The organism is Corynebacterium sp. HMSC11D10 (assembly GCF_001806995.1).
Classification (GTDB): Bacteria; Actinomycetota; Actinomycetes; order Mycobacteriales; family Mycobacteriaceae; genus Corynebacterium; species Corynebacterium coyleae.
The window spans coordinates 19,399-42,365 of sequence record NZ_KV787019.1; the positions used below are offsets into that span (position 1 = coordinate 19,399).

Consider the following 22,967-nt stretch of genomic DNA (forward strand, 5'->3'; position numbering starts at 1 on the left):
TGTGGTGGGACGGGGCGGTGTGTCGTCGAAAAGCGAAAGCGCTTACGCAGCGTTCTTCGGAGCGTTGACGTCCTCCGGCAGAGCGTTCTTTGCAACCTCGCACAAGGCGGAGAATGCAGCGAAGTCGCTGACAGCGAGCTCGGCGAGGATCTTGCGGTCGACCTCAACCTCAGCCAGCTTCAGGCCGTGGATGAGGCGGTTGTAGGTGATGCCGTTCATGCGTGCACCAGCATTGATGCGCTGGATCCACAGCTTGCGGAACTCACCCTTGCGCTTACGACGGTCGCGGTAAGCGTAGGTCTGGGAGTGCAGCCACTGTTCCTTAGCCTTGCGGTAGAGGCGGGAACGCTGGCCACGGTAGCCCTTCGCGGACTTGAGGATTGCGCGGCGCTTCTTCTTAGCATTGACTGAACGCTTCACACGTGCCATGAGTCAAACTTCCTTTTCTTATCTCGTAATCGGTTGATTGATCGGGCAGTGCTTAGGACATGCCGAGGAGGCGCTTTGCGCGCTTGACGTCAGCCTTAGCGACGTCGGTGGTGCCGGAGAGCTTGCGGCGACGCTTCGAGGAGAGCTTCTCGTTCAGGTGGCGCTTACCAGCCTGCTCGCGGCGCAGCTTGCCCTTGCCGTTGACCTTGATGCGCTTTGCGGTGCCCTTGTGGGTCTTCTGCTTCATGGTGAAAGCCCTTCAGAGTGTCGGTTATTTCAAAACTTACTTTTTGCCCTTGCGAGCCGGTCCGAAGACCATCGTCATGTTGCGGCCGTCCTGCTTCGGGCGGGACTCGACCACACCCAACTCGCCGATATCCTCAGCGAGACGCTCCAGCAGGCGGTAGCCCAGCTCAGGGCGGGACTGCTCGCGGCCGCGGAACATGATGGTGACCTTGACCTTGTTGCCCTTCTCCAGGAAGCGCTCAACATTGCCCTTCTTGGTCTGGTAGTCGTGCTCATCGATCTTGGGACGGAACTTCTGTTCCTTGACCACGGTCTGCTGCTGGTTCTTACGGGCCTCGCGGGCCTTCTGATCCTGCTCGTACTTGAACTTGCCGTAGTCCATGATCTTGGCCACAGGCGGCTTAGCGTTCGGCGCCACCTCAACCAAGTCGAGATCCGCTTCGTACGCCAGCTTGCGGGCATCATCCGTACGGACAATGCCGACCTGCTCGCCGGACGGGCCGACAAGGCGAACTTCGGGGACGCGGATTCGATCGTTAATCCGAGCTTCAGCGCTGATGAGAACTCCTAGAGACTTCGAGAAACAATGTCGTTGCCGCTCTGGGTCACATTCGGGGTGATCTCACGCGAAAAACCCGCTCACCGAAAAACGGTGGCGGGAGATCGTCCAGGCATGCCAACATCTGGCACACCGTTTGACCCGTATCCAACTCGGCTCAACGCCAGCGGCTTGGGGTGGGATTCACTCCTCTTGTGGCCCGCGTACCCGTCAAACGGACACGCTGGGCGGTGCGAAGTGAATAGTACACGCATTACACGCGTGCACCAAATCGAGCTCTCCTACCCTTTTGCCAACACATCCTGGAGGAACTCGCCGGTGAAGGACCCTTCGACCTTGGCCACGTCCTCCGGGGTGCCCTGCGCAACCACGGTGCCGCCGCCTGAGCCACCTTCCGGACCCATGTCAATGATCCAGTCAGCGGACTTGATCACATCCAGGTTGTGCTCGATGACCAGCACGGTATTGCCCTTCTCCACCAGCCCGTTGAGCACCAGCATGAGTTTGCGGATGTCTTCGAAGTGCAGGCCGGTGGTCGGCTCGTCGAGAATGTAGATCGTGCGACCGTTAGAACGCTTCTGCAGCTCCGCGGCGAGCTTCACGCGCTGTGCCTCACCGCCGGACAGCGTGGTTGCGCTCTGCCCGAGTCGGACGTAGCCGAGACCGACATCTACCAGCGTTTGCAGGTAGCGGTGGATCGAGGTGATCGGCTCGAAGAACTCGGTTGCCTCGGAGATCGGCATGTCGAGCACCTCGGCGATGTTCTTGCCCTTGTAGCGCACTTCGAGCGTCTCGCGGTTGTAACGTGCACCCTGGCACACTTCGCACGGGACGTACACGTCCGGCAGGAAGTTCATCTCAATCTTGATCGTGCCGTCGCCACGACACGCCTCACAGCGGCCGCCCTTGACGTTGAAGGAGAATCGCCCGGCCTTGTAGCCGCGAACCTTCGCCTCTTGAGTCTCGGCGAACAGGTTACGAATTTTGTCAAACACGCCCGTGTATGTCGCGGGGTTCGACCGCGGCGTGCGCCCGATCGGGCTTTGGTCCACCTGCACGAGTTTGTCCAGGTGCTCCAGGCCTTCGACCTTCTTCACGCGCCCGGGCACTTGGCGCGCACCGTTCAGTTGGTTTTGCAGGGTTTTCGCCAGAATCTGGTTCACCAGCGTCGACTTGCCCGAGCCCGATACACCCGTGACAGCCACAAGTACGCCCAGCGGGATACTCACATCGACGTTGTCTAGGTTGTTCTCGCGGGCACCAACAACCTTGAGCATGCGCTGCTTATCGACGACACGTCGCTGCTCCGGAACCTCAATCTTCTTACGTCCCGCCAGGTAATCACCAGTGAGCGAGTCCTTCGCCTTCAGGATGCCTGCCGGATCTCCCTGGTAGACCACCTCACCGCCATACTCGCCAGCCTTGGGTCCGATATCGACGAGCCAGTCGGCCTCACGGATCGTGTCCTCGTCGTGCTCGACAACAACGAGCGTGTTGCCGAGGTCGCGCAGCTTCTTCAGCGTTGCGATCAGGCGCTGGTTGTCTCGCTGGTGCAGTCCAATGGACGGCTCGTCAAGCACGTACAGGACGCCGGCCAAACCGGAACCGATTTGCGTCGCCAAGCGAATGCGCTGTGCTTCACCACCGGACAGCGTGCCGGCAGAGCGCGCGAGCGTCAGATAGTTCAGGCCGACGTCGAGCAGGAAATGCAAGCGCGCCTGGATCTCTCGCAACACTGCACCAGCAATCATCTCCTCGCGGTAGCCCAGCACGAGGTTGTCCAGGTACTCGGAGGCGTCCTCGATGGAAAGCTCCGTCAGGCCCGCGATGGACTTCTCGCCGTGCGTCGTTGATGCGAGACGCACTGCGAGGATCTCAGGCTTCAGGCGGGCACCCTTACAGGTCGGGCACGGCACCTCGCGGGTGAATGCGAGAAGCCGTTCCTTCTGCGTATCCGATTCGGCCTGTTCAAGCTTGCGCTCGATGTAGCCCACAATGCCCTCGTAGGCGGCGGTGTAGGAACGTTGACGGCCGAAGCGGTTCTTGTACCGGACGTTGATCTTGGTCGACGAGCCGTGAATCAGGTGTTTCTGCTGCGTTTTCGTCAGCGAACTCAGCGGAGCGCTTGCGTCGAAACCCTCTTCCTTCGCCAGTGCCTCGATGAGTTTGGTGAAGTATTTCTTGTTCGGGCTCGAGTTCCACGGCTGGAACGCATCAACCGCAGGCGCATCCGGATCGGGAATGATCAGGTCAACATCAATCTCTTTGCGCACGCCAAGGCCGTCGCAGGCCGGGCAAGCGCCGAATGGCGAGTTGAACGAGAAGGCACGTGGCTCGTACTCCTCCACGTTGAGCTTGTGCCCGTTCGGGCAGGCCATCTTCTCGGAGAAGATCTGTACGCGCTCCGGGTCGTCAGCGTCGAGATCCACAAAGTCGAAGCCCACGAGGCCGTCCGCCAGCTTCAGCGCTGTCTCCACGGAGTCAGTGAGACGCTGCTTTTGGCTCGCCTTGACCATCAAGCGGTCCACCACAACGTCGATGTTGTGCTTGATCTGCTTTTCCAACTTCGGCGGGTCGGTGAGTTGGTAGGTCTCCCCGTCCACGTTCACACGCGCATAACCCTGGGCGGCGAGGTCTGCAAACAGGTCCTGGAACTCACCCTTACGCTTGCGCACGATCGGCGCAAGCACCTGGAATTTCGTGCGCTCTTCGTACTCCAGGATCCGGTCAACGATCTGCTGTGGGGTCTGTCGCTCAATCACAGCGTCACATTCCGGACAGTGGGCGGTACCCGCACGCGAGTACAGCAAACGCAGGTAGTCGTAGATCTCAGTAATCGTGCCTACCGTCGAGCGCGGGTTGCGGTTGGTTGACTTCTGGTCAATGGACACCGCTGGGCTTAACCCATCGATGTAGTCGACGTCGGGCTTGTCCATCTGCCCCAGGAACATGCGGGCATAGGACGACAGCGACTCAACGTAGCGGCGCTGGCCTTCGGCGAAGATGGTATCGAAGGCCAGCGAGGACTTGCCCGAGCCCGACAGTCCGGTGAACACCGCCATTTTGTCGCGGGGCAACTCGACATCTACGCCCTTGAGGTTGTGTTCCCGAGCACCACGCACAATAAGTTTGTCGGCCACGTCTTCGCCTTTCGTCGATTCGTACTCCCAAGAAACTACCAACGTCGCGCGCTATACAAACATTCCTTACTACTGTGGCGGGCATGAGTACTTCGCTGAAGCTGCACCAGGTTTCCGTATCCGCCATGGACAACAACTGCTACCTTCTCTCTTCCGGGGAGCAAGGTTTGCTTATCGACGCCGCCGACGAGCCCGACACCCTCCACGCCATGGCCCGCGACGCCGGTGTGGAAATTACCGCTGTACTGACCACACACCGCCACCACGACCACACTCGCGCTTTGGAAGCAGTGCTGGAGGCAACCGGCGCCACACACTACGCACCGTTTTTGGATGCCCCTGCACTTCCCGTCGCCCCCGATGTGGAACTGCGCGACGGTGACACCATCGAGTTCGCCGGCCATCGCATTCCTGTGGGTATCTTGCGCGGGCACACTCCCGGCGGCGCGTTTATCGCGGTAGACATCGACGGCACCCCGAACCTTTTCGTGGGCGACTCCCTATTCCCGGGGGGCTTGGGCAAAACCCAGTCCGAGGGTGATTTCGTGCGACTCTTCAACGATGTGAAACAGAAGCTTTTCGACGCCTTCCCCGACGACGCAATCGTTCGCCCTGGCCACGGAAAACCCACCACGCTGGGCGCAGAACGGCCGCACCTTGACGAGTGGTGGGAGCGTCGCTGGTAAGTGGCGTTGTGCAATAGGACACAGCTGGCCTGGCGCAAAATCGCTACACTCGGTGGGAGCACAATCAGCTACAAAACGTAAGGATTTGGGTACATATATGATTCGCAAAATCGCACGCCCAATGCTGGCATCGGTCTACGTGATCGACGGCGTTGAGACGTTGTTGAACCCGGCAGCCCACAAGGACTCCGCAAATACTGTCCTGAAGAAGCTGCGCACCGCTGTTCCAGCCGAGTACCGCGGCTTCGTTCCGGAGGATCCGGAATCCGCCGCAAAGATTGTCGGCGGCGTTAAGGCTGGCGCTGGCTCCCTGTTCGCAATCGGCAAGTTCCCGCGCCTGTCCGCCACCCTGCTGGCTGCAACCGCGATCCCGACGGTGATCGGCCGCCACGCATTCTGGGAGGCCGACAGCGAGGAAGAGAAGGCTCGTCGTCGCAGTGGCGCCCTGACCGACCTCGGTCTTGCTGGTGGCGTGCTGCTGGCAACTGTTGATACGGCTGGCAAGCCGAACATGAAGTGGCGTGCACAGAACGCCGCTTCCGTTGCGCAGAAGAACATCAAGCAGGCGCTGCCGACCAAGTCTGAGACCGAGAAGGCCTTTGACAAGGCTGGTGACTGGTTCTCTGACCGCACCGACCAGGTTGCCGATTACATCGACGACAACAAGGGCGACTGGAAGAAGGCCGCTTCCAAGGCCGGCGATACCGCTAGCGACTGGTTCGACGACGCTAAGAAGCAGGCTTCGAGCTTCCTTTCCGACGCTGGTGACTGGCTCGATGACGCTGCAGACAAGGCAGAGGGCAAGGTCGATGACCTGAAGCCGTCGAAGATCCAGCAGTTCAAGGCGAAGCGCAAGGTCAACAGCGTTGTTGGTGACCTGCAGGATCAGCTCAACGATCTGCAGCCGTCTACTCTGGACAAGTTCAAGGCGAAGCGCAAGGTCAACAAAGCAACCGCGAAGGCTCAGGACAAGGCGCAGGGTGCCATCGACAAGCTGGAGAAGGCTTGGGACAAGCTCGATGCTGATCCGTCCTGGATCACCAAGCTGAAGTGGAAGCGTAAGGCCAAGAAGGCTGAGAAGCGCGCGAAGAAGCTGGTGAAGAAGGCTCAGAAGAAGCTCAGCTAAGCACTGAACTTAGTTGAACGTTACGGCCCCGAGGCGTTGGGAATATTTCCCGCCTCGGGGTTGTTTGTTTCGGGGATGCAGGATTTACAGCACAATCTTTCACCTGACCCCGTCGCCGACGAGCAGTCTCACGCGGATACGTTGTTCGCACACCTCGACGCCGAGGTGGCTCGTGCCCGTGCGAGGCTCGAAGAGGTTCAGCGTGATGTTGATCCGGACAACCCGGATTCGGACGCTCTTGTGCGGCGAGAAACTGAGTACCACGGCCTCAATGCCAAATTGGACACGCTTGGCGTTGCTGAAGCCGGGCTTGTCTTTGGGCGCATTGACGTTGCAGACGATGAGCCCGAAAATCCAGTGCCGGGGCGTGAGGATTTGGACCGGCGCTACATTGGTCGACTCGGCATTGACGACCGCGAGGATAACTACCGCACGTTGTTGCTCGATTGGCGTGCCCCGCTCGCACGCCCCTTCTACCTTGCGACGACCGCCCACCCAGAGGGCGTGGAGAGGCGCCGAAATATCCGCATGCGGGGGCGCAAGGTTACTGCGGTAGATGACGAGGTGCTGTCCGGCGACAACGCAGACACATCGGTGGCCGGGGTTGGCTCTGAGGCTGCGCTTCGCCGTGCGATGAATGAAGCGCGCACGGGTCATATGCGCTCAATCGTGGAGACGATCCAGCGCGAGCAGGACGAAATCATCCGCGATCCAACCCGCGGCGTGATGGTTGTACAGGGCGGTCCGGGTACGGGCAAGACTGCGGTTGCCCTGCACCGTATTGCCTATTTGATGTACACGTGGCGCGAGCAGCTCAGCCGCACCGGCGTGCTTATCGTGGGTCCGAACCCGGCGTTTTTGGAGTACATCTCCCGTGTGTTGCCGGAGCTCGGCGAGACTGGCGTAGTGCTTTCCACTGCTGATCAACTCGTCCCCGGGTTTACGCCTACGGGCAGCGATTCGATCGCGGCTCGGGAGGTGAAGGGGTCGGAGGAGATGGTGACGATTCTCAAGCGCGCCGTGCAAGCCTACGAAACCGTGCCCGACAAGCCGGTCGTGCTGACGATTGATTCAGTAGCCATTGAGGCCACGCCCGCCATGATCAAGGCCGCGCGCACTCGCGCACGTCGCTCCCGCCGGCCGCACAATCAGGCGCGTCCGTTCTTTGCAGAACACCTCACCCAATCGCTGGCGGAGGCTTTGGCCCAAAAGATTGGTGAAGATCCCCTCGGTGGTGCCAACCTGCTGTCTGCTGCAGACATAGATCAGCTCCACGATGACCTCGCCGATGAGCCACAGGTGCTAGCGCTTATCGACGAGCACTTCCCCGAGCTCGACCCCACCGACGTACTCGGTGAGTTCCTCACCGATGAGGATGCGATTGCGCACGCTGCTTACGACTACGACGACTACACACGTGCGGCGCTGCTGCGCTCCCCGGAGGAGGACTTCTCCCCCGCCGATACTGCACTTGTGGACGAACTGGCGGTGCTGATCGGCACCGTCGATCCGGAAGAAGCCCGCCGCAAGGAAGAAGCCGAGTGGCGCGAACTCGTGGAGGAGGCCGAAGACGCGCTGGATATCCTTGCCTCGTCCGAGTCCACCGATAACGATGACGACCAGTTTGAGGCGGAGATTCTTTCTGCGGCTGACGTGATCGACGCAGAGACGCTCGCTGCTCGTCAGCGGGTCACTGATAATCGTTCTACCGCGCAGCGCGCCAGTGCGGATCAAACATGGGCCTATGGACACATCATCGTCGACGAGGCGCAGGAGTTATCCCCAATGGAATGGCGCATGGTGTTTCGCCGGTGCCCGGCAAGGTGGATGACCCTTGTCGGAGATACCGCGCAGACTTCCTCGCCAGCGGGCGTGGACGATTGGACCGCAGCACTCGAACGCTTTGTGGGTCAGCGCTTCCGTCTCCACGAGCTGACGGTGAACTACCGCACGCCGAAGGAAATCTCAGATTATGCGGCGGAAGTTCTGACACAAATTGATCCGGAGGCGACTGCACCGACGGCAATCCGATCCACCGGCATTCCGGTTGATTTTCTTCCGGCAGGTGCGGAGGTCGTCGACAAGCGGGATGGGTTGCATGCGGTGATCGATGTGCACAACGTCGACGAGATGAAAGGCCTCGAATTCGACCACGTCACCGTGGTGGAGCCACAAAAAATCGTAGAGGCCTCGCCACAAGGGTGGCAAGACCTCTACGTCGCTGTCACCCGCGCCACGCAGACGCTGACGGTGATCGGGAACTAAGCGAGAAACCGCTTAGTTCACGGTGTGGACGATCATGACGTCGCAGTTGGACTGACGCGCGACGTCAGCCGGCACCGAACCGAGCAGACGGCCGGTCAGCGAGTTGATGCCACGGTTACCGACGATGAGCAGGTCAGCGTTGTTGTCGTTGACGATCGCCATGAGCGCCTCAACCGGGGTACCCGGACGGGTCGCGGTCTGGACGTCGGGTGCACCGAAGGAACGTGCGTGCTCAGCGGCACCCTCAAGGTTCTCTAGAGCCTTCTGGTCACCGAGGATGGTCACGGAGTCCTGGCGCAGGGCCTTGGCAGCCTCATCCTCGTTCTCGTAGTAGGCGGTGCCGATAACGAGGGTGGAGCCGAATGCAGCAGCCAACTTAGCGGCACGCTCTACGGCCAGGAGGGACGACTTGGACCCGTCGGAGCCAACAACAATGGTCTTGTACGGGGAATCGGCCATGTGGAAATCACCTTTCAAGATTACGGCGCGGATATCGGGGACATTCTACCCACGAAGGATTTAATTGTGTCCCTCAGACCGGGTATCGACGAGCATGACATCCACCGGCGCCTTCTTCGCCACGTTGCCCGGGATATTGCCGAAGATCCGGCCCGCCATGGAACGCATGCCCTTGTTACCTACAACGAGCAGATCAACGTCATATTCCTGCACCGATTCCACCAGCACGGTCGCGGGTTGGCCGCCTGAGGAGACCAGGTTGATTTCCTTCGCCTGCTCCTCTTCAGCAATCTTCTTTGCCTCAGCCAAAATGTTGCGCGCGTTCGTCTCCGTCACGATGTCGACACGGCTGAGCTCCGCGTTGGTGGAGTTCAGCATCGACCCAGACGCCGTGTAGTGCGCGCAGATAATCGTGAGTTTCGCGTCGTACACGCGTGCAAGGCTTGCGGCGGCACGCACGGCGACCATGGAAGTCGGTGAACCGTCAGTACCGACGGCGATAGAAGTGTAGGTGTGCATGAGGATTCTGTCCTTTCGCTAATTTCCTGTGTCTTTAATACCACGCAGTTCGCGTTTGAGGTCAGCGATCTCATCCCTGAGGCGTCCCGCCAGCTCAAACTTCAGTTCCCGAGCGGCGTCGCGCATCTGGACGGTGAGGTCGTCGATAAGCTTTTGCACCTCGTCAGAGGCCATGTTCGCCACATCTGGCTTCTCCGCGACAGCGGTGTCTGAACTCAGCGACGCTGGCGCGTCCGCATCCGCGTTCTCGTAGACCTGATCCAAAATGTCGGCGATCGCTTTGCGCAGTGGCTGCGGGTCGATGCCGTGTTCCTTGTTATATGCGATTTGTTTTTCGCGGCGACGCTCGGTCTCGTCGATTGCTTCCTGCATCGATTCGGTGATCTGGTCCGCGTACATGATGACCTCGCCGGAGACGTTTCGGGCTGCACGACCGATCGTCTGGATGAGCGACTTCGTCGACCGCAGGAAACCTTCCTTATCGGCGTCGAGGATGGCGACGAGCGAAACTTCAGGCAGGTCGAGGCCCTCACGCAGGAGGTTAATGCCGACCAAGACGTCGAACTCGCCAAGGCGCAGCTGGCGTAGCAGTTCGACACGCTGCAGGGTATCAATGTCCGAGTGCAGGTAGCGGACCTTGATGCCGTTATCCAGCAGGTAATCGGTGAGATCCTCGGCCATGCGCTTTGTCAGTGTGGTCACAAGCACGCGTTCGTTTTTGTCCGTGCGGCCGCGGATTTCGTCGATAAGGTCATCGATCTGTCCCTTCGTCGGCTTCACGGTGACCTTCGGGTCTACCAGGCCAGTCGGGCGGATGACCTGCTCGACGAACTCGCCTTGCGCTGCCTCAAGCTCGTAGTCGCCCGGGGTCGCGGACATGTAGACCGTCTGGCCGACGCGCGCTTCGAACTCATCAAACGTCAGCGGGCGGTTATCCACCGCGGACGGCAAACGGAACCCGAACTCCACCAGGTTGCGCTTTCGCGACATATCACCCTCGAACATGCCACCGATCTGTGGGACGGTGACGTGCGACTCGTCGATAATGGTGAGGAAGTCTTCCGGGAAGTAGTCGATCAGTGTCGCCGGCGCAGAGCCCGCGGGGCGACCATCCATGTGGCGCGAGTAGTTCTCAATGCCGGAGCAGAACCCGACCTGCTGGATCATCTCCAGGTCATACTCAGTGCGCATCCGCAGGCGCTGAGCCTCCAACAACTTTCCTTTGTTCTCCAACTCCTCGAGGCGGTCTGCAAGCTCTTCTTTAATCGCCTCGATCGCCTTTTCCATGCGCTCGTCAGTGGCCACATAGTGCGTTGCCGGGAAGATCCGGACCTCGTCTTCCTGGCTGAGCACATCGCCCGTCAACGGGTGGATGTAGTAAAGCGAATCCACTTCGTCGCCAAAGAACTCCACACGCACCGCGACTTCTTCGTAGGCCGGAATAATGTCCACGGTGTCGCCTTTGACGCGGAAGGTACCGCGCTTGAAGTCGATGTCGTTGCGTTCATATTGGACGTCGACAAGCAGGCGGAGGAAGCGATCACGTTCCACCTCTTCCCCGACGCGCAGGACAACGGAGCGATCCAGGTACGACTGCGGGGTACCCAAGCCATAGATGCAGGACACCGAGGACACCACGACGACGTCGCGGCGCGACAACAATGCGGAGGTTGCGGAGTGACGGAGGCGCTCGACGTCGTCGTTAATGGACGAATCCTTTTCAATGTAGGTATCCGTCTGCGCGATGTAGGCCTCCGGTTGGTAGTAGTCGTAGTACGACACGAAGTACTCCACCGCATTGTTCGGCAGCAGTTGGCGAAGCTCGTTGGCCAACTGCGCAGCCAACGTCTTGTTCGGCGCCATCACAAGGGTGGGGCGCTGTTGCTTTTCGATCAGCCATGCCGCAGTTGCGGACTTACCGGTACCGGTCGCACCCAGTAGCACGACATCGCGCTCGCCGCGGTTGAGGCGTTCATCCAACTCGGCAATGGCGCGCGGCTGGTCGCCAGAGGGTTGGAACTCTGACACCACCTCGAATGGTTTTTCGCGCCGCTCAATCTCACCGACAGGGCGAAACTCGGACTGCGCGAGGACTGGATGTTCAGCAGCAAAAGCCATGCTCGCCAGTGTATCGACGAAACCAAAAACTGGATCTATAAGTAAATCTGCTTGCAGGCAATCACTAAAGACAATACCTTTGTACTTATAGATTTAACAGCGCACTACCAGCGCACGTCGGAAAGTACAGGTGAAGCGTTCTATGCAGATGACTCGAAGACAGATGCTGCGGGCGACCGTGCTGGGTGGAGCGACCCTTGCCTTGGCGTCGTGTACCACCGCCCCCGTCGAGGAGATAAACACCTCTGGTCCACCTCGTCGCGGCGGCAGGCTCCGGGTGGGGCTCGTCGGAGGTTCTTCCACCGACACCGTAGATGCGCACATTCCAACGAGTGCTTCTGACGGCACGCGTTTGATCAACATGTACGACTCGCTCGTACGCTACGACTCCAACTACGACCTGCAGTACCGCCTCGCCACGGCTATTGAGCCAAACGACGACGCGACGGTGTGGACCATCACGCTGCGCGATGGTGTGCAGTTCTCAGACGGTCGACCGGTGCGCCCTGAGGACGTCATATTCTCCTACGACCGTATTCGCGATCCCGACAACCCGAAGTCCGGTGCTGCATCGATCAACCACATCGAATCGATGGAGGTCACCGGACCGAATGAGTTGCGCATCTACCTCAATGCCCCGGACGCGACGCTCATTGACAGTCTTGCCGAGTATCAAATGGGCATCGTGCCGGAGGACTACGATCCCAAGAACCCGATCGGCAGCGGCCCTTTCAAGCTTGAGCACTTCTCCCCCGGCCAGTCGACGAAGATGGTGCGCAACGAGAACTTCTGGGGAGAGACTCCCTACCTAGACAGCGTTGTCATCATCGACTTCCAGGAGGAGGACGCCATGCTCAACGCATTGCTGTCTTCCCAGGTTGACGCAATCGGCAGCCTGAACCACTCGCTTGCACGTGTGATCGATGCAGACCCGCGCTTGGACACCCTCATTTCGCAGACCGGCATGTGGTTGCCGCTGACGATGCGCGTGGACGTTGCACCGTTTGATGATGTCCGCGTGCGCCGCGCCATGCGCCTTGCCGCGGACCGCCCGCAATTGGTGGACCAGGTCTACTCCGGCGAAGGTCAAGTGGGCAACGACATGTTCAGCCCGTACGACCCCGCCTACCCGGAGGACATTCCCCAGCGTGGGCAGAATATCGAGGAGGCCAAGCGTCTTCTCGCGGAGGCGGGCTACCCGGACGGTATCGATGTCACCCTCAACGCCGCTGAAATCCAGACCGGCGCGTTACGTAGCGCCCAGGTATACGCAGAGCAGGTCCGTCCTGCTGGCATCAACGTAACTATTAACCAGGTTGATTCCTCGACATTCTTCGCCGACGGCAACTACCTGGAGTACCCGTTCGCGTTGTCGTTCTACTACACGCGAAACTTCCTCCAGCAGGTCAACCAGTGTGCAACGGCGGATTCACCGTTTAACGAGACCCACTGGGTGGACCCGGAGTTCACTGCGTTGGCCAACAAGGCCCGAACGATTGTCGACGACGAAAAACGCAGCGAAATGATCCACGAGCTGCAGCAGCGTCTCTACGACGACGGCGGCTACATCATCTGGGGCTTTGCCAACCAGATTGACGCGTACCACAAATACGTGGTGGGGCTTCAAACCCACCCCGGCGGTATGCCGCTGGGCCAGGCCATGTTCGAGCGAGTTTGGATTGCGGAGGCATAAGCACACATGGGCAAGTTCATTCTTCGCAGGCTCGGGGTGAGTGTCTTCATCCTGTTCGCTGTATCCGTCATCATTTTCTGCGCGACGTTGCTTCTGCCTGGCTCGCCGGCTACGGCAATTTTGGGCCAGCAGGCAACGCCGGAACGTATCGCGGCGCTCGAGGCAGAAATGAATCTCGACCAGCCTCCGGTCACCCGCTACTTGCTGTGGCTGGGAGGCATTTTCACCGGTGACTTGGGCACATCGACGTCCACCGGTGGCCCAGTTTCTGAACTGCTTGGCGAGCCACTGGTGAATTCGCTGGTACTCATGCTGCTCGCCGCGGCAATTTCGATCCCTGTCGGCGTGCTCCTGGGTGTGTATGCGGCGTGGTGGCGCGGTTACAAGCGCGATTCGGCGATCACCTGGGTGACGTTGATTCTCGCTGCGCTGCCGGAGTTCGTCATCGGTATCGCACTGGTCACGTTGTTCGCTACCTCGGTGTTCCAAATTTTGCCGGCAGTGACCATGTCACCTCCGGGCAGTCGTGTGTGGGAGTTCCCAATGCAGCTGGTGTTGCCAACCTTGACTCTCGCGTTCGTCGTCACGCCTTATGTGGCGCGTATGACTCGCGCAACGATGATCGAGGCACTGGAATCGGGCTACGTCGAGATGGCGCGACTGAAAGGCGTGCCCGAGCGTCGCGTGGTGTTCCGTCATGCGCTGCCCCACGCGGTCGGGCCCATTGCACAGGTCGTCGCAATCCAGCTCGCGTGGCTGGCTGGCGGCATTGTGGTCGTCGAGTATCTGTTCCGCTACCCCGGCCTCGGCGTCGCGCTCATCGATGCGGTGAACTACCGCGACGTACAAGTTGTTCAGGCTGTCTCACTGCTGATCGCCGCGGTATATGTCGTGGTCAACCTACTGGCGGATCTTGTCAGCATTGCGGCTAACCCGAAGTTGAGGAGTAACTGATGTCTGCACCAGTACACCCCCAAGAACCAGGGAAAACCCCGAAACCCGTGGTCGACGATTCTGAACTGAAAACGTCGGTGTCCAAGCCGGAACCATTGCTGTCCCGAATTTGGGCACAGTCCGAAGGCAAGGTCGGACTCGTCTTGACGGGGCTTGTCATCGCGTTGGCGGTCGTCGGGTATTTCTTCGCCGAGCAGATCACCGGTCGCAGCACAACGGAGTTCATCGGCCTGCCATTTACGGACATCGGAGTGTTTGGCACCGATAACCTTGGCCGTTCGGTGCTGTCTCGCTTCGTTGCCGGTGGCCTCATCCTGTTGGTGACCGCGTTTTTGGCCACGGTCCTCGGCATGGTTGTCGGCACCATCATCGGCATGATTGCGGGATACGCAGGTGGCAAAGTCGATTCGGTGCTGATGCGGCTCAACGACGTGATTTTGGCGTTCCCACAGCTAATTTTTGCCATGTTGGCCATCGTTATTTTTGGCCCCTCAGCAACCGTGCTCGTCCTGGTCATTGGTTTGACGCACGCGCCTCGCATTGCCCGTGTGGCACGTGCTGCGACGATGTCCGTGACAAACGAGGACTACATCCGCGCCGCCCAGATGTATTCGGTGCCGCACTGGAGAATTCTCATCCAGGAGATCGCGCCCAACATCACCGGCCCGCTGGCTGTGGAGGCGGGTCTGCGTCTGACCTACTCCATTGGTTCGATTGCCTCGCTGTCCTTCCTTGGCCTTGGCATCCAGCCGCCGGCTGCGGACTGGGGTTTGATGATCAACGAGAACCGCATCGCACTATCGCTGCAGCCGTGGGGCGTGCTTCTGCCGGTGGCTGCGGTTGCTGTGCTGACTATCGGCACCAACATGTTGGCCGACGCCACAGCGCGCGCCACCGCAACCACTGCTACACCGCCAAAGCGCGGCCGCAACCAGACCATCGACCCGGAACGGGTGCCGAAGCACGAGCCCATCCGCCACAACGGATAGCAGCAAAGGGGAATGACGAATGACTACCGCGATATCCGCGAACCAAGACGGCAACACCAAGTCGTCAGATGATTTTGTGCTCAGCGTGAGCGACCTTCGCCTGGGCACGTTGGAAGGCGCTGAGATCCTCCACGGTGTGGACTACACGCTGAAACGGGGCGAGATTGTCTGTCTAGTCGGCGAGTCCGGCTCGGGCAAAACTACTGCCGGTTTGGCTGCTATGGGTCATCTTCGCCCGGGACTGATGCTTTTCGACGGCACCGTGACCCTCCATTCCGCAAACGGAACCGACTATGACGTCCTCAACCTCAGCGAAGCTGATCTGCGGGAACTTCGCGGCAGCCGCATCGCGTATGTGCCGCAGGATCCGGCACTGAGTTTGAACCCGACGATGCGTATCGGTGAACAGATCCGTGAAGTGCTCGACGTGCACTCCTTCGATGGCGATGCTGGTGCTCGTGTCCGCGAAGTCATGCGCGACGTGGATTTGCCGGACACCGACGAATACTTGGCCCGTTGGCCGCACCAGCTCTCTGGTGGCCAACAGCAGCGCGTCGGTATCGCAATGGCGTTCGCCATGTACCCGGACGTGCTGATTCTCGACGAGCCTACGACCGGCCTCGACGTATCCACCCAAGCCCACGTGCTGGACACCGTGCGCGAGATGACGCACAAGAACGACATCGCTTCGTTGTACATCACGCACGATCTTGCAGTGGTGGCTGAGTTGGCGGACCGTGTCGTGGTTATGCTGCGCGGTGACATCGTCGAAGAAGGCCCTGCGCAGGCGGTGCTGTACAACCCACAGCACCCGTATACTCAAAAGCTTCTCGCCGCGATTCCAGATTTGCCGGGTCGAAAGAACATCACCGGCCACGGCATCGCCTCTGCCGTCCAGGTTGAGGAGCGCGATAGCGCTGCCCCGCTGCTGCAGGTGAACAATCTGGAGATGGCCTACGGCGACAACAAGGTCCTCCACGGCATTGATCTCACGCTCGAGGAGGGTGAGTCGATTCTTCTGCTCGGCGAGTCTGGCTCCGGCAAGACAACGTTGGCTCGATCAATCGCAGGTCTCAACCCTGGCTACACCGGAGAGGTGCGCCTGCGGGGCGAACTGCTTGAGCACGGCAGCCGCGAGCGCACCGTGGATCAGCGTCAGTACGTTCAGTACATCTTCCAGTCGCCGTTTTCCTCGTTGAACCCGCGGCGCACGATCGGTGAGTCGCTGAGCGTGCCACTTGTCATGTCGGGCAAGTTGTCGCGGAAGGAGCACCGCAGGGTCGTCGAGGACGTCTTGGAAGCTGTCCAGCTCGACCGGAGTTTCTACGACCGTCGCCCGGGTGATCTGTCCGGTGGTGAGCGCCAACGCGCTGCGATTGGGCGTGCGCTCGTGAATGCTCCTGACGTGTTGGTGTGCGACGAGATCACGTCGGCTCTCGATGTGTCGGTCCAGGCATCGATCCTCGAGCTTCTTGCAGACCTTCGCGCAGAGCGCGGTCTATCGATGCTGTTTGTCACCCATAACATTGCGCTGGCACGTCACACCGCCACGCGTATTGCGGTGCTGAACAAGGGCGTTATCGTGGACGAAGGGCCAGTCGATGATGTTCTTGAGCGGCCAACGCACGAGTACACCAAGTCCTTGTTAGCAAATATCCCGGAACTTTAACTCTCTTTGAAGAAAGGCTTTTAAGTGCCCATTACTCCGCACCCGTTGACGCGCGATCTGAAAGCTTTGCCAGTTCCGGATCTTTCGTCCACGCTCGAGGCTTACATTCATGCGCTTGAGGCGGTTCTCGACGAGACCGAGCTTGCAGAAGCGAAGGCGATCGTCGCTGACTTCGCGCAGTCGCAAGCCCCGCGTCTCGACGAGGCACTGCGGCAGCGCGCAGCAACCCGTGAGGCCGAAGGCACGAACTGGCTTTCCGACGAGTGGTATTCGAGCTACCTGGCAACCCGTGGGCCACTGACACTGACGACGAACGTGGGTTTCCAGCTGGCGCTGCCATCTGAGGAGACTGGCTTGGACCGTGTGGTTGACGGCATCCGGCGAGCGTTGGTTGTTCACCTCCAAGCTGCGGGAGATGACTTGCCGGACTACGTGGACGCGCGCGGCAACCGCATTACCCAAGACCAGTGGTTTGTCTTTGGCGGAGGGCTGCGCCACCCGAGTGCCGGTGAGGATGAGATCATCGTCGCCACCGCAGGCACTGCCAACCGCGAGATCGGCGTGTTTGTCGATGGGCACCTTTACGCAGTACCCGTGACCGACGAGGCTGGCGAGCCGATTGCAGCTCCGAACCTGCGAAACGCGCTTGAGACGGTTCTGGACGCCCCGCGCAAGCAGAGCGTGGACTTCAACGCGGCATCGCTGCTCGGCTCCGAAACGCTTGCAGAAGTACTGCCGGACATGTTGGCACAGGGCGACAACGGCGATGTGTACAAACGTCTGCAGGAGTTCCTCTTCACCGTCGACCTGATCGACTACGGAGTAACCACACACGCTTCCGACGAGGAGCGGATCAACGAACTGACCTTCCTCCCCCGTGGTGCATGGACGTACAAGCCGCTGAGCTACCAGTTCAGCCTGACAGATCCCTGGAGTGCAGTGCACGTTGAGCACTCGTGCCAGGACGGCGGAACCCTCGTTACCGCGATCACGCGCATGCAAGAAGCGGAGATCGGTGTCGGCGCAGATTTCGTCGCAAAGCCGCAGGAACTGCGCTGGGATCTCGATAACGCGCTCACCACGCGCATCGAGAAGAGCGTTGCCGAGGTTGCGGGCGCGGCGGAGAAATTGCGTACCCGCATCGTGCACGTGCCGTTTGACCAGCCTGCGGACCTGCCGTTGAAGTTCAGCCGCGATGCTTCAGCGCAGTTAATGATGACTATCGCGCAGCAACTGACCTACGGTCGAGTACGCGCGGCATATGAGGCCGTTGACATGCGTGAGTTCCGTGCCGGACGCACGGAGTGCTTGCGCGCCGCCACACCCGAGGCTGCTGCTTTTGCGCGAGCGCTTGTGGAGGGTACGGCTGAACAGGCTGGCCTCGAGGACGCCATCAACGCGCATCGGGCATGGGTGAAGCGGTGCAAGTCTGGCAACGGCTTCGACCGACATATCCAGATGATGGCGACTATCGACGACACTCACGCATTCTTCAACGACACGCGTGTAACCGCTGCTCGTCGCGATTTCTTATCCACGACCTCGATCGGCGGCGCAGCTCAGATCGTTCGCTACTGCTTCGCACCGGCATTGCCAGAAGGGTTCGGCATCGCGTATACCCCGCTGCACGACGATACGGAGTATTGCGTCTCCTGGAACGCAGCGACTGCCGAACAGCCGGAAGAGTTCCTGGCCAACCTGACAAAGGCCGGCGAGTTGCTCTGGCAGTTCTGCGCTACGTTGAGCACAAACGCTGAGTAAGGACAGTCAGACGGCGTACTTTCGCACTTCGGCAAGCCACTGGTCAAGTTCGCCTGCGTCCTCCCACATGGAGTAGAGCTCCGAGCCACCTGGTCGAAGAATCGAACGGGCGCGCCGTCTGATCCACTGCCGATCGTCGAATGTGAACGGCGAATCGACGCCGGCACCACTATGTCGCTCGGGGAGATGTCCGTTAAGCATGGCAGCAAGCGCGATGACGGATGCAGCCTCATCAGTTCCCAGCGACCCAAGCCCACAATCGAAACGGAATTGGGCAATGTCGAATGTGCCGTTGACCACTGCGTCAACCGCTTCGATTGCGGGGGCGTTATCAAACGGCCCTGTATCCCAAGTTCCCATACCGCGTCACGCTAAAAGGCGTAGGTAAATCAATGATTGCCATAGAGTGAATTTCCGCGGTATTTCCAGTGAGAAACTCACGCGTCAATCATCCGTACGACCTTTTCTACCTGTGCTGCAAGTGCCTCGAGCGGCCCGTTGTTATCCACAACGATGTCGGCTGCCGCCCGTCGGGTGTCGTCGTCAACCTGCTGCGCGATGCGCGCCCGCGCGTCCGCTTCAGTGAGCCCCCGCTTGTCGACGAGCCTGCGTACCCGCTCGTCCACATCAACATCGACGACGACCGTCATGTCCATGTCGTGGTGTAGGCCGAGATCCACAAGCAACGGCATGTCGTAAATCACCGCGCGAGCGCCTGCCTTCTCTGCCTCATCGAATCGCCGGTTGGATTCAGCGCGGATGGCCGGGTGCGTTAAAGCGTTCAATTTCTCCGTTTGCTCCGTCGAAGAGAAAGCGCGTTTCGCCAGCTCTGCGCGGTTTAAGGCGCCGGTGTCGTCGATAAGGTCCTCGCCAAAAACCTCCGCGACCTGTGCGAGCACCGGTGAGCCTGGTTCCATGATCTCTCGTGCGATCTGGTCGGCGTCCACTACTGGGAAGCCTTCGTCTGCCAGCATTCGTGCGACTGTGGATTTGCCGCTGCCGATTCCGCCCGTGAGTCCAGCTTTCTTCATGCATGTGAAGATAGCAAAGCGCCCCGCCCACCATGACGGTGATGCGGGGCGCTGACGCTGATTGCTTAAAGGCAATCCCTAAGCACGAACTCGTCGTGGATTAGTTGCCAGCAAGCTTGTCGCGCAGAGCAGCGAGCTGCTCGTCGGAAGCCAGCGAGCCGATGTTCTCCTCAGCCTGGTCAGCTGCCGGAGCTGCAGCTGCAGACTCAGAGGAGTAATTGGCCTGATCGCCAGCCTGCTCTGCAGCCTCGGCTGCAGCGGCGCGGTGACGCTCGATCTGGGCAGCGTGTGCCTGGTGGCGACGCTCTGCCTCGGCGTAACGAGCCTCCCACTGCTGGCGAGCCTCGTCGTAGCCTTCCATCCACTCGTTGGTCTCCGGGTCGAAGCCCTCCGGGAAGATGTAGTTGCCCTGCTCGTCGTAGGAGTCGGCCATGCCGTAGCGGGACGGATCGAACTCTTCGACGAAGTCCTCGTCAGCCTGCTTGAGCGACAGGGAGATACGACGACGGTCCAGGTCGATGTCGATGACCTTGACCATGACCTCTTCGTTGACGTTGACAACCTGGTCCGGAACCTCGACGTGGCGCTGAGCCAGCTCGGAGATGTGGACGAGGCCCTCGATGCCCTCTTCGACGCGGACAAACGCACCGAACGGAACCAGCTTGGTGACCTTGCCCGGGACGATCTGGCCCACAGCGTGGGTGCGGGCGAAGACGCGCCACGGATCTTCCTGGGTCGCCTTCAGTGACAGGGAGACGCGCTCGCGGTCGAGATCGACGTCGAGCACCTCGACAGTGACCTCGTCGCCAACAGCGACAACCTCAGACGGGTGGTCGATGTGCTTCCAGGACAGCTCGGAGACGTGGACGAGGCCGTCAACGCCGCCAAGGTCAACGAATGCACCGAAGTTGACGATGGAGGACACAACGCCCTTGCGGACCTGGCCCTTCTGCAGCTGGTGCAGGAAGTCGGAGCGGACCGCAGACTGGGTCTCCTCCAGGTAAGCGCGGCGGGACAGGACCACGTTGTTGCGGTGCTTGTCCAGCTCGATGATCTTCGCCTCGAGCTCCTGGCCGATGTACGGATCCAGGTCGCGAACACGACGCATTTCGACCAGCGATGCCGGCAGGAAGCCGCGCAGGCCGATGTCGAGGATGAGGCCGCCCTTGACGACCTCGATGACGGTACCGGTAACCGGCTGGTCGTTGGCCTGCAGCTCCTCGATGGTGCCCCAAGCACGCTCGTACTGAGCACGCTTCTTGGACAGCATCAGGCGGCCTTCCTTGTCCTCCTTGGTCAGGACAAGCGCGTCGATCTCATCGCCGACCTCGACCACGTCCTCCGGGTCAACGTCGTGCTTGATGGAGAGCTCGCGGGTGAGGATGATGCCCTCGGTCTTGTAGCCGATGTCGAGCAGGACCTCGTCGTGGTCAACCTTGACCACGGTGCCGGTGACGATGTCACCGTCGTTGAAGTACTTGATGGTCTCGTCGACTGCGGCGAGGAATTCCTCAGGGCCACCGATGTCGTTGATGGCAACCTGGGGTGCGTTGGTAGTGCGCATAAGTAGTATGTGCTCCGAAAAAATAGGAGATCGTGATTGGACAGAAGCGTCTCTCTCAGCAGCGTAAGCGCCGAAACGCTCGCGAGTGCTGATCTCGCAGCGGGCTGGTCGCCACACCCTCCTATTACGATGGACGCCAAGCTCGCGCGTAGACACGCCCGCACGAGTGTAGACACTTTCCGCAGCTAGAGCAAATGATCTGGATCCCGGGCACTGCAACGCAGTTTATAAGCAAGGGACTACCATGACGTAAGTCCATAACTCTACAACTCAGAAAGTGTGTTCACCCTATGTGGAAACGCAGCCTTGCCGTCGCAGCATCGTTCGTCGGCATCGTCGTCGGAGCGGGTTTTGCCTCCGGCATGGAAGCACTCCAATACTTCGTCGCCTACGGCACCCAGGGCTTTTGGGGTGTAATCGTTGCTGGCGTGACCATGCTGCTAGCCGCCACCGCGTTTGTCACATTCGGGTCGTATTTCCTCGCCGACGAACACAATGAAGTCTTCTACAAGGTGGCATCGAAGCCTGCCGCGTTCCTCATGGACTGGTCTGCGGTTATCTGCATGTTCTCCGTTGGCTTCGTCATGTTTGCTGGCGCAGGCTCGAACCTGAACCAAGCATTCGACTGGCAGATTTGGGTGGGCGCGGTACTCATGCTTGCACTGATGCTTATCGTCGGCCGATTCGACGTTGACCGCGTCGCCTCTGTCATCGCTTGGGCAACTCCCCTGCTGGTGATCTTTGTGCTCATCGGCGCGATCTATTCGTTCACCCAGATCAGCGTCGACTGGTCTGAGGTGGATAACTTTGCGCGCAACGAAGTAAACCGCGCTGACGGCACCCCGTACTGGTTCTTGGGTGCACTCAACCACACGGGACTAAACGCCCTATGCGGTGTCTCGATGGCGATCGTGATGGCCGGTGATGAGTTTGACACTAAGAGCACGCGGATTGGCGGAGTCCTTGGTGGACTCATTTACGTGGCACTTCTTGCCCTTCTTGTAGCCGCGCTGCTCATGCAGGTCGAGGCAGTAAACGGCCACGACATGCCACTTTTGACCGTGCTGGATAACGTCCACCCAGTCCTGGGCTTCATCATGACCTGGGTGATCTTCCTCATGGTGTTCAACACCTGTTTGGGCATGTTCTACGCGCTGGCAAAGCGACTCACCAGAAAGAACCCAGAGCGCTTCTACCCGGTCTATGCCATCGCCTGCATTGTCGGTTTTGGCCTTTCCTTCGCCGGCTTCCAGCCGCTCGTTTCCAACCTGTACCCGATCCTGGGCTACCTCGGCCTGTTCGTGATGACAGTGATGACCGTCGTCTACTTCCGCCACCGCACCCGCCTGAAAGAAGAAGGCGAGCGCCGCGCTCAAGCTGTTGAGGCCGCGCTTGACGACGACACCTCGGACGAGATTGAAGATCTCGCTGAAGACTCCAATCTCGAGGAGGATGAATTTAAAGAAGCAGTTGAAGACGCCGTCGAGGATGCCTCCGACGAGAAAACCGTCAGTGACGTGTAGGCCAATCAGGTCTCGCTAACACCCCAGCGGGGGTAGGTGTCGGGGGTAGAATTTTGGCACTTACCCCCACGTAACTAAAGGATCCAAAAAGCCGTTCACCTGTCCACATAAGCTGCGGCTTATTAGACATTCCGTCACATGCTTAACAGTTACTGTGTATTGCTTGTGCGCCCGCTCAGTAGCAATTAAGGTTTTACCTGGTTCTTGAGGAATAGCCCCAGAACAGAGTGAAATCT

At 59.8% G+C, this 22,967-nt stretch carries 19 protein-coding genes; 9 read left to right on the forward strand and 10 right to left on the reverse strand.

Going from position 1 to position 22,967, the window contains the following annotated elements; translation table 11 throughout:
• Positions 1-42: 42 nt before the first annotated feature.
• The 4 genes from rplT to uvrA all read right to left on the reverse strand — a co-directional run bounded on the left by rplT (position 43) and on the right by uvrA (position 4,374).
• On the reverse strand, positions 43-429 hold the full coding sequence (rplT, locus tag HMPREF3120_RS01015) for a 50S ribosomal protein L20 (protein WP_070422916.1): 387 nt from the start codon (positions 427-429) through the stop codon (positions 43-45).
• A 52-nt stretch (positions 430-481) separates the two neighbouring features.
• The gene (rpmI, locus tag HMPREF3120_RS01020; RefSeq protein ID WP_070422917.1) at positions 482-676 is read right to left on the reverse strand and encodes a 50S ribosomal protein L35; all 195 of its coding nucleotides are present in this window, start codon (positions 674-676) and stop codon (positions 482-484) included.
• A 36-nt stretch (positions 677-712) separates the two neighbouring features.
• Entirely contained in the window at positions 713-1,234 is a 522-nt protein-coding gene (gene infC, locus HMPREF3120_RS01025; protein ID WP_083279489.1) for a translation initiation factor IF-3, read from the reverse strand.
• A 281-nt stretch (positions 1,235-1,515) separates the two neighbouring features.
• Positions 1,516-4,374: an excinuclease ABC subunit UvrA gene (gene uvrA, locus HMPREF3120_RS01030; protein ID WP_070450075.1), complete on the reverse strand. Its 2,859-nt coding sequence runs from the start codon at positions 4,372-4,374 to the stop codon at positions 1,516-1,518.
• 83 nt (positions 4,375-4,457) lie between these two features.
• Between uvrA and HMPREF3120_RS01035 the strand changes: the two genes are divergently transcribed.
• The 3 genes from HMPREF3120_RS01035 (at position 4,458) to HMPREF3120_RS01045 (ending at position 8,451) form a co-directional block, all read left to right on the forward strand.
• Positions 4,458-5,060 (forward strand): MBL fold metallo-hydrolase, encoded by a 603-nt coding sequence (locus HMPREF3120_RS01035; RefSeq protein WP_070449980.1) that lies wholly within the window; start codon positions 4,458-4,460, stop codon positions 5,058-5,060.
• A 97-nt stretch (positions 5,061-5,157) separates the two neighbouring features.
• The gene (locus HMPREF3120_RS01040) at positions 5,158-6,186 is read left to right on the forward strand and encodes a DoxX family protein (RefSeq protein ID WP_070422920.1); all 1,029 of its coding nucleotides are present in this window, start codon (positions 5,158-5,160) and stop codon (positions 6,184-6,186) included.
• A 75-nt stretch (positions 6,187-6,261) separates the two neighbouring features.
• Positions 6,262-8,451, forward strand: a complete 2,190-nt coding sequence (locus tag HMPREF3120_RS01045; protein WP_070449984.1) for a HelD family protein — start codon at positions 6,262-6,264, stop codon at positions 8,449-8,451.
• Positions 8,452-8,463: 12 nt separating this feature from the next.
• Here HMPREF3120_RS01045 and HMPREF3120_RS01050 read toward each other — a convergent pair whose 3' ends face one another.
• Genes HMPREF3120_RS01050 through uvrB form a run of 3 tightly spaced genes read right to left on the reverse strand, consistent with a single transcriptional unit; the run spans position 8,464 to position 11,547 of the window.
• On the reverse strand, positions 8,464-8,910 hold the full coding sequence (locus tag HMPREF3120_RS01050) for a universal stress protein (RefSeq protein ID WP_070422922.1): 447 nt from the start codon (positions 8,908-8,910) through the stop codon (positions 8,464-8,466).
• 60 nt (positions 8,911-8,970) lie between these two features.
• Positions 8,971-9,429: a universal stress protein gene (locus HMPREF3120_RS01055; RefSeq protein WP_070422923.1), complete on the reverse strand. Its 459-nt coding sequence runs from the start codon at positions 9,427-9,429 to the stop codon at positions 8,971-8,973.
• Positions 9,430-9,447: 18 nt separating this feature from the next.
• Positions 9,448-11,547 carry an excinuclease ABC subunit UvrB gene (gene uvrB, locus HMPREF3120_RS01060; protein ID WP_070422924.1) on the reverse strand — a complete coding sequence of 700 codons (2,100 nt, stop codon included), beginning with the start codon at positions 11,545-11,547 and terminating at the stop codon, positions 9,448-9,450.
• A gap of 148 nt (positions 11,548-11,695) precedes the next feature.
• On the opposite strand from uvrB, the gene HMPREF3120_RS01065 reads away from it, so the two are divergent.
• From HMPREF3120_RS01065 to HMPREF3120_RS01085, 5 genes are read left to right on the forward strand one after another with little or no spacing between them, the layout of a single operon-like run.
• Positions 11,696-13,240 carry an ABC transporter substrate-binding protein gene (locus HMPREF3120_RS01065; protein ID WP_246815387.1) on the forward strand — a complete coding sequence of 515 codons (1,545 nt, stop codon included), beginning with the start codon at positions 11,696-11,698 and terminating at the stop codon, positions 13,238-13,240.
• Positions 13,241-13,246: 6 nt separating this feature from the next.
• Positions 13,247-14,194 carry an ABC transporter permease gene (locus HMPREF3120_RS01070; RefSeq protein ID WP_070422926.1) on the forward strand — a complete coding sequence of 316 codons (948 nt, stop codon included), beginning with the start codon at positions 13,247-13,249 and terminating at the stop codon, positions 14,192-14,194.
• On the forward strand, positions 14,194-15,183 hold the full coding sequence (locus HMPREF3120_RS01075; protein WP_070422927.1) for an ABC transporter permease: 990 nt from the start codon (positions 14,194-14,196) through the stop codon (positions 15,181-15,183). The genes HMPREF3120_RS01070 and HMPREF3120_RS01075 overlap by 1 nt, the downstream gene beginning before the upstream one ends.
• Positions 15,184-15,202: 19 nt before the next feature.
• Positions 15,203-16,852 (forward strand): ABC transporter ATP-binding protein, encoded by a 1,650-nt coding sequence (locus tag HMPREF3120_RS01080; protein WP_070422928.1) that lies wholly within the window; start codon positions 15,203-15,205, stop codon positions 16,850-16,852.
• A 24-nt stretch (positions 16,853-16,876) separates the two neighbouring features.
• On the forward strand, positions 16,877-18,613 hold the full coding sequence (locus tag HMPREF3120_RS01085; protein WP_083284717.1) for a choline/carnitine O-acyltransferase: 1,737 nt from the start codon (positions 16,877-16,879) through the stop codon (positions 18,611-18,613).
• A 6-nt stretch (positions 18,614-18,619) separates the two neighbouring features.
• On the opposite strand, the gene HMPREF3120_RS01090 is transcribed toward HMPREF3120_RS01085, so the two are convergent.
• The 3 genes from HMPREF3120_RS01090 to rpsA all read right to left on the reverse strand — a co-directional run bounded on the left by HMPREF3120_RS01090 (position 18,620) and on the right by rpsA (position 21,208).
• Positions 18,620-18,973, reverse strand: coding sequence for a DUF4259 domain-containing protein (locus HMPREF3120_RS01090; RefSeq protein ID WP_070449990.1), 354 nt, complete (start codon positions 18,971-18,973; stop codon positions 18,620-18,622).
• Between the two features lie 77 nt (positions 18,974-19,050).
• Positions 19,051-19,644 (reverse strand): dephospho-CoA kinase, encoded by a 594-nt coding sequence (gene coaE, locus HMPREF3120_RS01095; RefSeq protein WP_070449993.1) that lies wholly within the window; start codon positions 19,642-19,644, stop codon positions 19,051-19,053.
• A 100-nt stretch (positions 19,645-19,744) separates the two neighbouring features.
• Complete coding sequence (gene rpsA / locus HMPREF3120_RS01100; protein WP_070422931.1) at positions 19,745-21,208, reverse strand: 30S ribosomal protein S1; 1,464 nt, start codon at positions 21,206-21,208, stop codon at positions 19,745-19,747.
• A 290-nt stretch (positions 21,209-21,498) separates the two neighbouring features.
• On the opposite strand from rpsA, the gene HMPREF3120_RS01105 reads away from it, so the two are divergent.
• On the forward strand, positions 21,499-22,731 hold the full coding sequence (locus tag HMPREF3120_RS01105; protein ID WP_070449996.1) for a YkvI family membrane protein: 1,233 nt from the start codon (positions 21,499-21,501) through the stop codon (positions 22,729-22,731).
• Positions 22,732-22,967: the final 236 nt, after the last annotated feature.

Coding starts and splice junctions, on each gene's coding strand:
- rplT (WP_070422916.1), bottom strand. CDS start 429: ATGGCACGTGTGAAGCGTTCAGTCAATGCTAAGAAGAAGCGCCGCGCA.
- rpmI (WP_070422917.1), bottom strand. CDS start 676: ATGAAGCAGAAGACCCACAAGGGCACCGCAAAGCGCATCAAGGTCAAC.
- HMPREF3120_RS01035 (WP_070449980.1), top strand. CDS start 4,458: ATGAGTACTTCGCTGAAGCTGCACCAGGTTTCCGTATCCGCCATGGAC.
- HMPREF3120_RS01040 (WP_070422920.1), top strand. CDS start 5,158: ATGATTCGCAAAATCGCACGCCCAATGCTGGCATCGGTCTACGTGATC.
- HMPREF3120_RS01045 (WP_070449984.1), top strand. CDS start 6,262: ATGCAGGATTTACAGCACAATCTTTCACCTGACCCCGTCGCCGACGAG.
- HMPREF3120_RS01050 (WP_070422922.1), bottom strand. CDS start 8,910: ATGGCCGATTCCCCGTACAAGACCATTGTTGTTGGCTCCGACGGGTCC.
- HMPREF3120_RS01055 (WP_070422923.1), bottom strand. CDS start 9,429: ATGCACACCTACACTTCTATCGCCGTCGGTACTGACGGTTCACCGACT.
- uvrB (WP_070422924.1), bottom strand. CDS start 11,547: ATGGCTTTTGCTGCTGAACATCCAGTCCTCGCGCAGTCCGAGTTTCGC.
- HMPREF3120_RS01065 (WP_246815387.1), top strand. CDS start 11,696: ATGACTCGAAGACAGATGCTGCGGGCGACCGTGCTGGGTGGAGCGACC.
- HMPREF3120_RS01070 (WP_070422926.1), top strand. CDS start 13,247: ATGGGCAAGTTCATTCTTCGCAGGCTCGGGGTGAGTGTCTTCATCCTG.
- HMPREF3120_RS01075 (WP_070422927.1), top strand. CDS start 14,194: ATGTCTGCACCAGTACACCCCCAAGAACCAGGGAAAACCCCGAAACCC.
- HMPREF3120_RS01080 (WP_070422928.1), top strand. CDS start 15,203: ATGACTACCGCGATATCCGCGAACCAAGACGGCAACACCAAGTCGTCA.
- HMPREF3120_RS01090 (WP_070449990.1), bottom strand. CDS start 18,973: ATGGGAACTTGGGATACAGGGCCGTTTGATAACGCCCCCGCAATCGAA.
- coaE (WP_070449993.1), bottom strand. CDS start 19,644: ATGAAGAAAGCTGGACTCACGGGCGGAATCGGCAGCGGCAAATCCACA.
- rpsA (WP_070422931.1), bottom strand. CDS start 21,208: ATGCGCACTACCAACGCACCCCAGGTTGCCATCAACGACATCGGTGGC.
- HMPREF3120_RS01105 (WP_070449996.1), top strand. CDS start 21,499: ATGTGGAAACGCAGCCTTGCCGTCGCAGCATCGTTCGTCGGCATCGTC.